Origin of the sequence: Myxococcus llanfairpwllgwyngyllgogerychwyrndrobwllllantysiliogogogochensis, from assembly GCF_006636215.1 — a bacterium.
Lineage (GTDB): Bacteria > Myxococcota > Myxococcia > Myxococcales > Myxococcaceae > Myxococcus > Myxococcus llanfairpwllgwyngyllgogerychwyrndrobwllllantysiliogogogochensis.
Window position 1 is genome coordinate 1 of sequence record NZ_VIFM01000323.1, and the last position, 11,976, is coordinate 11,976.

Below are 11,976 nucleotides of genomic sequence, written 5' to 3' on the forward strand. Positions count from 1 at the left end.
GCTGGTGGCGGGCGCGGGCGTCCGGGCCGGAGCGGCGGCGACGAGCAGCAGTCCGGCGACGAGCAGGGGGCTCATGGGCCCCTATCTAACCCGAAAGCCGGGTGCCTGGAGCAGCCGCGCCCGTGGAGATTTTCTTGACGCGATCTCCCGACATGGGAGTTTGGCGGTGCTACAGGCGTGTTGCTGACGGGAGCAAGTGCTGATGAACACTGCGGTTTCGAGCTGGCGGACCCTGGAGAACGTGGAGGTGGAGTGCACCCACTGCGGCATCCGGATGACCCTTCAGATGGGGAACCGGGTTCGCTACTACCGGTGTTCCGGCTGCCACCGCTGGGTCAGCAGTACCTACACGGACGTGCTCCGCGCGGACGCGAAGGTGCGCACCCACCCGGTGAAGGACACCGGCGCCCAGGATGAGCGCTTCATCGAGGTGAAGGACCGGCTGGAGCGCTGGCTGTCCGCCATCGAGGACCAGGACCCGTACCAGCTCCTGGGCGTCTCGCCCCTGGACTCGGCGGAGAAGGTCCGTGCGCGCTACCACGCGCTGGCGCTGGAGCGGCACCCGGACCGGGGCGGCTCCGTGGAGAAGATGCGCGAGCTGAACGTGGCCTATGAGCGCATCCTCCGCCACCAGCAGCACAAGCGTCAGGACGCCCTGACCTCCGGCACCGTCTCCGCCTCCGCGCTGCCCGCGCGCAGCAGGTAGCCCCAGAACAATCCCCCCAGGGCCAGGCCGAGCGCCGCCTTCGCCCAGGTGGGGAACAAGTCGCCCGGGGACACGTAGCCCTCCACCACGCCGATGAGGGCGAGGAAGGGCGCGCACCCCAGCACCAGCTTCACCGCTTCCCGCCCGCGCAGGGCCAGTGCCTGTCCCCGGGGCAGCTCCCCCGGGTCGATGAGTGACTGGCCCACCATCAGCCCCGCTCCGCCCGCGATGACGATGACGGACAGCTCCACCGGGCCGTGTGCGGAGATGAAGTCCATCAGCCTCCCCAGCATCCCCTCGCGGGCGCACAGCGCGGCGATGGCGCCAATCTGAACGCCGTTGTTCACCAGGATGAACACCGTCCCCAGCCCGTAGAACAGGCCCATGGCGAAGGTGAGGATGGTGACGGTGAGGTTGTTGGTGGCGATGCCCGACGACACCGAGTTGGGCGGCGCCACGGACAGGATGTCGTCCGTCCACATGCGGCCCTGGGCCACGTACTGACGGACGCCCGCGGGCACGAGCAGCTCCGCGCCCCGAGGCTCCCACAGCACCACCAGCGCGCCCAGCAGCAGGCCCAGGATGAACAGCGCGGCGCTGGCGCCCACGTAGCGCAGCTCCCGGCGCAGCGTCTGAGGGAACTCGCGGCGGAAGAAGGCTCGCACCGAGGCCCAGCGCTCGCGCGGGGGTTGGTAGATGGCGGCGTAGGCGCGCGCGCAGAGCTGGTTGAGGAAGCGGTGCGCGTCGGTGCCCGGGTAGAACGTCTGCGCATGCGCCAGGTCCGAGGCGGCGCGGCGATACAGCGTGTCCAGCGTGCGCAGCTCCTCCAGCGTCAGGGTGCCCTCGCGTTGGCGCGTGAGCAGTGCCTCCAGGGAGTCCCAGCTTCCACGGTGGCTGGCGACGAAGGCCGGCAGGGCAACGGCCATCTCTAGCGCTCCACCTGAACGTGGGCCCGCAGGAACGCCTCGGTGGCCTCGGCCGACGCGAGCACCGTGACCTGCTCCTCGGACGTCAGCCCGCCCAGCTTCTCCACCAGCTTCGTCCCCATCCTCCTCCGGACGTCGGCGTGCAAACCGGGCGCGCGCGTGAGGAAGGCCAGCACCAGCTCCACCTCGTCCGGCGTCAGCGCCCGTGTGGCTTTCGGACCCGGGGCGCCGGCTTCGGGCGCCCTCGTCGCGGTGTACTTGTCCAGGTCGATGCGCTCCTCGCGCACCAGCACCGTTCCGGCCAGCAGGTCACCCAGGCGTCGGTGCTGCGGCGTCAGCAGCATGCTGATGCAGCCTGCGGCATAGACACCCGGCAGGAAGTCCACCGCGCGGCACAGGTTGCGCACCGCGCTCTCGTAGAGGCCCACTGGCGAGCCATCCAGGCGCACCACGCGGATGCGCAGCGCCCGCTTGCCCGGTGTCTGCCCATGGAAGAAGACCTCGCCCAGCGTCCAGTACAGCCACTGTGTGGCGAAGATGCCCACCACCAGCAACGTCTGGCCCGCGCCCGACAGCCCCTGGAAGACGCCGAGCACGTCCGACACCAGCAGCGTGAAGACGAAGTACGCCACCACCCAGAAGAAGAAGAGAAGGCTGGCGTCCACCAGCCACGCGAGGCACCGGTAGCCGATGCCGGCCACGGGCAGGGAGAGCGCCACGCGTTCCGGCGTGGCCACGGCGAGGTGCGGAGTCGAAGCGGTACTCATGTCCGCTACCCAGCATACACGCCGCCCGCCGTACCATCTCCCACCTGTTGCGACCCGGCTGTCTGGCTAATCCAGGCTCAGAGGGGTGTTGCGTGGTGGACATCCGGACCCACGACGGGGGACGGCGGGTATCGGCTGTTGGACGGAAAAGGCTGTCATGGACGTGACAGCGATGACGAACCAACGGACGCGGTGCCCGAATCCAATCCGATTCGCGCACACTTGACACTCGCGCCAGGGGCGCCTTCGCCTCTGCGCTTTCCCGGTGTTAGGGTATTCGTGGCGTTGAACCTGGAGCTGGCTCCAGCGGAGGTGGAGCCCGGAAGGACGTCGCGAGTCGTGGGTAGTTGAAAGCAGTCAGGGAGTCGGGTCTTACATCGATGGGCCGATCCCGGAGTGGTTCAGCGGACGTGCACGCACGACCTGGAAGCCTCTTCCCGCTGGCCTGAGCTGTCCGGAGGTCGGAAGCAGTCAACACTGCAGTCCAAGTTGTTTCGCCATGGCGGCTGGGGGGCCTTCGCATGGCAACTAATCAAGCAGCGATCCGTGTATCCATTCTCGAAGGACCGTGGGCGGCGTGGGAAAGCCTCGCCGACGGTCTTCGCGGCGAGGGTGTTGCCGTGACCTCGGTGACGAGGGACGTGCGACTCTTTCTCGATGGGCTGGGAACCGATCCGCCACAAGTGGCGGTGATGGATGTGGAAGGAGATAGCGAAGCGGCCGTGGGCTGCTCGGTGACCGAAGGCATCAACCTGCTGCGCGAGGCACGCAAGCGTCGGCTGGAGGTGCGCATGTTGCTCCTCTCGGCCGTGAGTGCTCCGGAGATCATCTCCCAGTGCTTCGACGAGGGTGCCTCCGGCTACCTCTTCCGGAAGGGGCTCGGCACGTCCGCCGTGTCCTCGGCCATCAACTCGCTGGTGCGAGGTGAGCGGCTCTTCCCGGTGCAGTTGTTGCGCAACGACTTCGAGCACCCGCCCGTCACGTCACCCACCGCGAGTGTCCTGCTGGCGCTCACTCAGCGCGAGCGCGAGGTCCTGGCGTATGTGGCCGGGGGCGCGGACAACTTGAAGATCGCCGCACATCTTCAAATCGCCGAGCGCACCGTCAAGTCGCACGTCACCCAGCTCTACCGGAAGCTTGGGGCCGAGAACCGCACCCAGCTGGCGTTGCGCGCCTGCCATCTGGGGGTTCGTCCGCCGCCGGACCTCTGAGACGTTGACCCCCGCCCTCGGACCCCAGTGAATTCACCAGGGTCCGTCGGGCGGGGCGCCCGTCACTTCAGTTCTTCAGCGCCTGCTCTTCCATCTTCTTGCGCAGGCTCAGCGGACGCATGTCCGTCCACACCTGCTTGATGTGCTCGAGGCACTCGGCCTTCAGGCCCTGCTTGCCCGCGTCCTTCCAGCCCGGCGCGTTCTCCCGGTCCGCCGGCCAGATGGAATACTGCTCCTCGTGGTTGACGACGACCTTGTAGATCGTCGTGTCCTCGCGCTCGTCCGCCATGTGAGTGACTCCTGAAAGTGGCTGCATCTTGTTCACATCCCAGGAAAAGGGGTCAAGACCGCCAGAAGTAGGCGGATGCCTACCGACCCCCCTGCTGGAACACTGCTCCGACAGGCTGTCCTTCCCGCGACCATGCGTCCTGGTGCGAGAGCGAGCCACCGCCTGTCGTGAAGGTGGCCCGTCATGACTCCCGACCTTCCAGGTCGAACAGCTGCTTCAACCACCGCGTGACGTGCGGTGCGCGCAGCACGGAGACGGCGTCTCCGGGGGACTCGTGGAGCTCGAGGCCGCCCTCGGCCAGCTCGCCCCAGCCTCCGTCGAGCGCGTCCCCATCCCGCTCCGGAGCCTCCGTCGCGCGCAGCAGCCGCACCGCGCCCTCGGTGGGCTCAGGAAGGTAGCGCCTCGCCGCGCGCAGGTGGCTGGCGAAGACCTTGAAGTGCACGTGCAGCTCCGCGAGCGAGAGCGCTTCCGGCAGCAGGCCCGTCTTCGCGCCTTCGGCATGCAGGTGCGCGAGCAGCGGCTCCGCGTCCTTGCTGTTGGTGAGCGCCGAGGGCAGCGCCGGGGCTTCGATGCCCGCCTGGGCGGCGAGCAGCTTCGCGAACAGCGCCCCCTGCGCGCCGGCCGTGGTGGCCGCCGTGCTGGCATCCGGCTCCGCGGGGAGCGGCTCGATGAGCAGCAGCTCCACGGCATGGCCTTCGCGCTGGAGTTGCTGTGCCATCTCCCACGCCACCAGCGCGCCCATTCCCGGGCCCGCGAGCCGGTACGGCCCCTGGGGCGCGGAGGCACGCAGGGCTTCCACGTAGAGCGTGGCCATCGCCTCCACGGACTCGAGCGGGGCGCGGCCCTCCTCCAGACCGCGGGCCTGGATTCCGACGACGCTCCAGCCCTCGGGGGCGTGGTTCGCGAGCTCCGCGTAGCCGTCCACCCGGCCATCCATTCCGTGGATGACGTGGAGCACGCGTCGCGCATCGGTGCCCGGGCGCAGCGTGACGAGCGGCGACCAGGTGGGCGTGGCAGGACGGGCCGTCGCCTTGGGGCGTGTGTCCTGGGCCTTCAGCGCCTCCTGGGCGCGCTCGAGCAGCAGGGCGAGCGACTCGACGGTGGGGGCCTCGAAGAGGGCGCGCAGCGGCAGCTCCACGCCCAGCACCGCGCGCACGCGGGAGACGACCTGCGTGGCCAGCAGCGAGTGTCCACCGAGCGAGAAGAAGTTGTCGGTGATGCTCACGCGAGGCGTGCGCAGCACCTCCGCGAAGGCCCCGGCCAGCAGCTCCTCCAGTGGCGTGCGAGGCGCGGAGAACGGCGTGGTGCCACGCAGGCTCTCCTCGTCCGGAGGAGGCAGCGCGCCGCGCGCCACCTTGCCGGTGGGCATCAGCGGCAGCGCCTCCAGACGCACGAAGATGGACGGCACCATGTACTCGGGCAGCTTCTCGCGAAGGACCTGACGGGCCTCCTCGGTGCTCCACGGCGCGTCGGCCGGCAGCACCACGTAGCCGACGAGGCGGCGATCTCCCGCGACATCCTCGCGGACGATGGCCACCGCGTCGCGCACCTGGGGCAGCGCGCGCAGGGCCACTTCCACCTCGCCCAGCTCGATGCGGAAGCCTCGCAGCTTCACCTGGCTGTCCAGGCGGCCGAGGAACTCCAGGTTGCCATCCGCCAGCCACCGGGCCTTGTCGCCCGTGCGGTACAGCCGCGAGCCGGAAGCGCCGCCCATGAAGTTCGGCGGGAACCGGTCCGACGTCAGGTCCGGGCGGCCGTGGTAGCCGTGGGCCACGTTGGCGCCACCGACGTAGACCTCGCCCGCGACGCCGATGGGGCAGGGCGCGCCGTGCGGGTCCAACACGTAGAGCTGCACGTTGGTGACCGGCGAGCCCACCGGGGGCAGCGCCGGCCAGCGCTTGCGGTCCGCGGGTGCGCGCCACGCGGTGACGACGTGCGCTTCCGACGGGCCGTACTGGTTCTCCAGCGTGCACTCCGGCAGCCGGTCGAAGAACGCGAGCAGCGCGGGCGTCACCTGGAGCTGCTCGCCGGCGGTGATGATTTCACCCAGCGGTGGAAGCTCCTTCTCCGTGAGCGCCGCGTCGCACATCGCCTGGAGGGCGACGAAGGGCAGGAACAGCCGCTCCACGCGGTGCTCGCGCATGTAGCGTAGCATGGCGGGCGGGTCCTGGCGCAGCGAGCCGTTGATGAGCAGCACCTTGCCACCCAGGAACCAGGTGCCGAACAGCTCCTGGAACGACACGTCGAAGTTGAGCGACGCGAACTGGAGCGTCGTCGCGTCCGGCTTCACCGCGCGCTTCATCAGCCACCACAGCATGTTGCCCACCGCGCGGTGGGACATGACGATGCCCTTGGGCCGGCCCGTGCTGCCGGAGGTGTAGACGAAGTAGCAGTTCGTCTCCGGCGACATGTCCACGTCGGGCGAGTGCGTCGGCCGCGAGGCGACGGACGTCTCCTCCTCGAGTCGGAGCACTCGCGCCGTCAATCCCGGAGGCAGCGCGGAGACGAGCGCCGAGTGCGCGAGGACGACGGGCGCGCCGGTGTCCTCCAGCATCAGGGCCAGTCGGTCCGCCGGGTAGCTCGGGTCCAACGGGAGGAAGGCGGCGCCCGCCTTGAGCGTGGCCAGAACCGCGACGGGCATGTCCAGGCTCGCGCGCTCCAGGCACAGGCCCACCGTGCCATTGACGGGCACGCCGAGCGCGATGAGGTGATGGGCGAGCTGGTTGGCCCGCGCGTCGAGCTGCGCGTAGGTGAGTGAGCGGGTGCCATCCGTCACGGCCACGCGGTCCGGTGTGCGCGACACCTGGGCCTCCACCCAGCGGTGCATCAGGCCCGGCACGTAGGTCGGGTCCACCGCGGCGTTGAAGCCCTCGACGACCTGCTGACGCTCGGCGTCCGCGAGCAGGGGCAGCCGGCCCAGCGTCAGGTCCGGCTGGGAGACGGCGCCTTCGAGCAGGTGCTGGAGCGCCCCCACCATCCGCTCCGCCGTCTCTCGCGTGAAGAGGTCGGAGGCGTACTCCAGGTAGCCGGCGAAGCCCTGCGGCGACTCGAACAGGGAGAGCGTCAGGTCGAACTTGGCCGTGCCGCTGGTGGCCTCCATCGCCGACATGCGGAGGCCCGCGGAGTCGTAGGTCTCCTTGTTGACGTTCTGGAGGACGAACAGCACCTGGAACAGCGGCGTGCGGTTGAGGCTGCGCTCGGGCTGGAGCTCCTCTACCAGCTTCTCGAACGGAACGTCCTGGTGCGCGTACGCATCCAGCGTCGCTTCACGTACGCGGCCGAGCAGCTCGCGGAACGTCTGGTGCTCGGACAGCTGCGTGCGCAGCACGAGCGTGTTGGCGAAGAAGCCGATGAGCTTCTCGAGGTCGGAGTGGCGCCGGCCGGCGATGGGAGAGCCGATGCTGATGTCGTCCTGACCGGAGTAGCGCCACAGCAGGGTCTGGAAGGCGGCGAGCAGCACCATGAACGTCGTGGCGCCCTCGCGGCGCGCCAGGGTCTGCACCGCATCCTGGAGGCCGCGCGGCATGGTGACGCCCACCATGTCACCCTTGAAGCTGCTGACCGCCGGACGGGCGAAGTCCGTGGGCAGCTCCAGCGCCGGGGGCGCGTTCAGCAGATGTTTGCGCCACCAGGCCACCTGCCTGTCGAGCACGTCGCCCTTCAGCCAACTGCGCTGCCACGCGGAGTAGTCCGCATACTGGAGCGGCAGGTCCGGCAGCGTGAGCGGCAGTCCCCGGGCGAAGGACGTGTACGCGGAGGCCAGCTCGTTGATGAGCAGACCCATGGACCAACCATCCGAGACGATGTGGTGCATGGACATCAGCAGCACGTGGTCCTCGGCGCCGAGCTTCAGCAGCCGGACGCGCAGGAGCGAGCGGTCCGTCAGGTTGAACGGACGCTGAGTCTCCTCGGTGACCGCGCGACGCGCCTCGGCCTCGCGGGCCTCGGGCTCCAGCGCACTCAGGTCCAGCACGATCAGCGCGGCGGGCTCGTGCGGATGGATGACCTGGATGGGCTGACCGTTGTTGCTCAGGATGGACGTGCGCAGGGACTCGTGCCGACGGAGCAACTCGTTGACGGCCCGGCTCATCGCGTCCACGTTCAGCGCGCCCTCCAGCCGCACGGTGGCGGGGATGTTGTAGAAGGCGCTGTTCGGCTCGAGCTGGTCGAGGAACCACAGGCGCTGCTGGGCGAACGACGCCGGCAGATCGCCCGTGCGCGCCACGGGGACCAGCGGCGGAATCTCCAGACCCTGGCCCTGCTGCACCGCGAGGTCCACGCGCTGCGCCAGTGCCGCCAGGTCGGGCGTGTCGAACAAGTCCCTCAGCGGCAGCTCCACCTTGAACACCGCGCGCATGCGACTGATGGCCTGGGTCGCCATCAGCGAGTGCCCGCCCAGCTCGAAGAAGTTGTCGTGGATGCCCACGCGCTCCACTTCGAGCACCGCGCACCAGATGGTGCCCAGCCGCGCCTCCGTGGGTGTGCGAGGCCCCACGAAGTCGGGCCGCCCGCTGACGTTGCTCATGTCCGGCGCGGGCAGGGCCTTGCGGTCCACCTTGCCGTTCGAGGTCAACGGCAGCGCGTCCAGCACCATCACCACCGTGGGCACCATGTACTCGGGCAGCGCGTCCTTCAGCGCCGAGCGCAGCGTCGCTCCGTCGGTGGGCACACCCTCGCGCGCCACGGCGTAGGCGATGAGGCGCTTGCCGCCAGGTCCATCCTCGCGAGCCACCACCACGGCCTCGCGCACCGCCGGGTGCCGGGCCAGCGCGGCCTCGACTTCACCCAGCTCGATGCGGAAGCCACGCACCTTCACCTGCGCGTCCACGCGGCCGACGAACTCCAGCGTGCCGTCGTCGCGCCAGCGCACCACGTCGCCGGTGCGGTACAGCCGAGCGCCGGGCACCTCGGAGTACGCATCCGGGATGAAGCGCTCGGCGGTGAGCGCGGGCCTGCCCGCGTAGCCTCGGGCCACGCCGACTCCGCCCAGGTACAGCTCACCCTTGACGCCCACCGGCACCGGCTCGCCGCGTGCGTCGAGCACGTAGACGCGCACGTTGGCCAGGGGCCTGCCGATGGAGGGCACGTGGCTGTCATCCGCGACGACCTGTCCGAGCGTGGCCACGACGGTGGCCTCCGTGGGGCCGTAGGTGTTGAGGAACCGGCGACCCGGGGCCCACCGTGCGACGACGTCCGAGGGCAGGGCCTCGCCGCCGGAGATGACCGTCCGCAGCGCGGGCAGCGCGTCGGCGGGCGTGGCGGCCAGCGCCGCGGGCGTGAGGCTGATGACAGTGAGCGCCTGCTCTCGCAGCAGGGCGTGCAGCGGCGCGCCCGGCATCACCTTCTCCAGCGGCGCGAGCACCAGCGTGGCGCCCGAGGTCAGCGTGGTGAAGATCTCCTCCACGGACAGGTCGAAGGAGAGGTTGGCGAACTGGAGCACGCGCTCGCCCGGACCGATGCCGTAGGCCGTGGCCTCGTGCGTGACGAGGTTGGCCACGCTCCGGTGCTCCACCGCCGTGCCCTTGGGCTGGCCCGTGCTGCCGGAGGTGTAGAGCACGTACGCGAGGTTGCCGGGAGTGACGCCGGTGACGGGCGCCTCGGTGCTCTCGCGCGCCAGGGCCTCGTGCGCGGTGTCCAGGCACAGGGCACGGGCGCGGTGCGGCTCGGGGAAGCGGTCCACGAGCGGGGACTGTGTCAGCAGCAGCGCGGCACCGCTGTCGTCGAGCAGGAAGGACAGGCGCTCGCGCGGCAGCAGCGGATCCACGGGCACCCAGGCGCCGCCCGCCTTGAGGATGCCGAGCAGGCCCACCACGACATCCAGCGAGCGCTCCACGCCGAGCGCGACGCGGACCTCGGGGCCGACGCCGTGACGGCGCAGCACATGGGCGAGCTGGTTGGCCCGCTCGTTCAACTGGGCATAGGTGAGCTGGGTGCCCTCGAAGGAGGCCGCCAGCGCGTTGGGAGCGCGGTGGACCTGGGCCTCGAAGAGCACGTGTACGCAGGCCTCGGGGAAGTCCGCGCGCGTGTCGTTCCACGTCACGAGCTGCCGCAGACGCTCCTCGCCGGAGAGCAGGGTGAGCGAGGAGAGGCGACGCTCGGGGGCGGAGACGAGCAGCTCCACGAGCGCCCGGAAGTGCCGGATCATCCGCTCGATGGTGGACGCGTCGTAGAGGTCCGCCTGGTAGTTGAATTCGCCCGTGAAGCCCGCGGCGTTTCGTCCCATGGAAAGCGTGATGTCGAACTTGGCGACATGGTCCTCGTCGGGGCCCGGACGCAGCGTCAGGCCCGGCAGTGAGGCCGTCGCGTCCGGTGTGTTCTGGAGGATGAACATCACGCGGAACAGCGGCGACTGCTGGAGGTCACGCAGGGGCTGGAGCTGCTCGAAGGGCAGGTGCTGGTGTGCGTAGGCGCCGAGCGCCGTCTCGCGCACGCGGCCCAGCAGCTCGCGCACCGTCGGGTCTCCATCCAGGCGCGTGCGGAGGACCAGCGTGTTGAGGAAGTAGCCGACCAGGCCCTCCAGCTCCGCGCGGTTGCGTCCCGCCACCGGCGAGCCCACGGAGATGTCGTCCTGACCGGAGTAGCGCGACAGGACGAGCTGGAACGCCGCCAGGAAGAACATGAAGGGGGTGATGCCTTCACGGTGGCAGAAGGTCTCGATGGCCACCGCCAGCGCGGGAGGCACCACGAGGGGCAACAGGCCGCCGCGAGGCCGCGACAGGTGCGCGCGCGGCCGGTCGGTGGGCAGCTCCAGATCCTGGGGAGCTCCATCGAGCTGTCGCTGCCACCAGGTGAGCTGACGGTCCAGCTCAGCACCGTCCAGCCAGCGGCGCTGCCACGCGGCGAAGTCCGCGTACTGGAGTGGCAGCTCGGGGAGGTTCGGCACGCGGCCGGCCTGGAAGTCACCGTACAGGAGCGCCATCTCACGGACGACGACGCTGATGGACCAGCCGTCGGAGACGATGTGGTGGACGTTGAGCAGCAGCAGGTGCTCCTGGTCCTCCAGCACCAGCACGGCGGCGCGCAGCAGCGGCCCGGTGCTCAGGTCGAACGAATACATCGAGTGTTCGCCCGCGTGACGTCGGGCCTCGAGGTCTCGCTGCTCGGCGGAGAGGTGGCGCAGGTCGATGACGGGCAGCTCGAACGGCGAGGGGGCGTGGATGACCTGCACGGGGCCCTCCGACTCCGTGTGGAACGTGGTGCGCAGGGCCTCGTGACGGTGCACGACGGCTTCCAGCGTCCGACGCAGCACTTCCACGTCCAGCACACCGGAGAGCACCAGCGCCGTCGGGATGTTGAACGCGGGGCTGCCCGGCTCGAGCTGGTCCAGGAACCACACGCGCTGCTGCGAGAACGACAGGGGCAGCTTGCCCTCGCGCGGCGCGCGCTCGATGGGCGGCGCCGTCGTCGTCGCGCCGGTGCGCAGGGCGGTGTCGACCCGCTGGGCCAGCGCGGCGACGGTGGGGGCCTCGAAGAGGTCTCTCACCGGCAGCTCCACCGCGAAGGCGGAGCGGATGCGCGACGTCACCTGGGTGGCGAGCAGCGAGTGGCCGCCCATCTCGAAGAAGTTGTCCGTGACGCTGACGCGAGCCAGCTTCAGCACCGTCGCGAACAGCTCCGCCAGCTTCTCCTCCACGGGCGTGCGAGGCGCGGTGAACGCCGTGTCGCCGCGCAGGCTCTCCACGTCGGGCGAGGGCAGCGCGTTGCGGTCCACCTTGCCGTTGGGCGTGAGGGGGAGCGTGGCGAGCACGGCGATGGCGGAAGGCACCATGTGCTCGGGCAGGCGTCGCTTGAGCGACTCGCGCAGGGCCGCGACGTCGATGGTGTCGCTGGAGTCGGCGACGACGTAGGCGATGAGGCGCTTGTCGCCAGCGGCTTCGGTACGGACGGTGGCGACGGCCTGGTGGACGGAGGGGTGGAGGAGGAGCGCTGTTTCGACTTCACCGAGCTCGATGCGGAAGCCGCGCAGCTTCACCTGGTCGTCGATGCGGCCGAGGAATTCGAGAGTGCCGTCGGGAAGCCAGCGAGCCTTGTCACCGGTGAGGTAGAGGCGCGCGCCGGGGGAGGGGCTGAAGGGATT

6 protein-coding genes are annotated in these 11,976 nt (G+C 70.0%); 2 read left to right on the plus strand and 4 right to left on the minus strand.

Annotated features, from left to right (window positions below; genetic code table 11):
* Positions 1–202: 202 nt before the first annotated feature.
* Positions 203–706, plus strand: coding sequence for a J domain-containing protein (locus tag FJV41_RS43535; RefSeq protein WP_141648537.1), 504 nt, complete (start codon positions 203–205; stop codon positions 704–706).
* Here the strand turns inward: FJV41_RS43535 and FJV41_RS43540 are convergent.
* Positions 646–1,632: a stage II sporulation protein M gene (locus FJV41_RS43540; protein ID WP_141648538.1), complete on the minus strand. Its 987-nt coding sequence runs from the start codon at positions 1,630–1,632 to the stop codon at positions 646–648. The genes FJV41_RS43535 and FJV41_RS43540 overlap by 61 nt on opposite strands.
* A gap of 2 nt (positions 1,633–1,634) precedes the next feature.
* Positions 1,635–2,399, minus strand: coding sequence for an RDD family protein (locus FJV41_RS43545; protein WP_141648539.1), 765 nt, complete (start codon positions 2,397–2,399; stop codon positions 1,635–1,637).
* A gap of 521 nt (positions 2,400–2,920) precedes the next feature.
* Between FJV41_RS43545 and fruA the strand changes: the two genes are divergently transcribed.
* On the plus strand, positions 2,921–3,610 hold the full coding sequence (gene fruA, locus FJV41_RS43550; protein WP_141648540.1) for a response regulator transcription factor FruA: 690 nt from the start codon (positions 2,921–2,923) through the stop codon (positions 3,608–3,610).
* 67 nt (positions 3,611–3,677) lie between these two features.
* On the opposite strand, the gene FJV41_RS43555 is transcribed toward fruA, so the two are convergent.
* Together FJV41_RS43555 and FJV41_RS43560 are read right to left on the minus strand one after the other, a co-directional pair.
* Positions 3,678–3,899, minus strand: coding sequence for an MbtH family protein (locus tag FJV41_RS43555; protein WP_141648541.1), 222 nt, complete (start codon positions 3,897–3,899; stop codon positions 3,678–3,680).
* Between the two features lie 181 nt (positions 3,900–4,080).
* On the minus strand, positions 4,081–11,976 hold a 7,896-nt coding region (locus tag FJV41_RS43560), incomplete at its 5' end, for a non-ribosomal peptide synthetase (protein WP_141648542.1).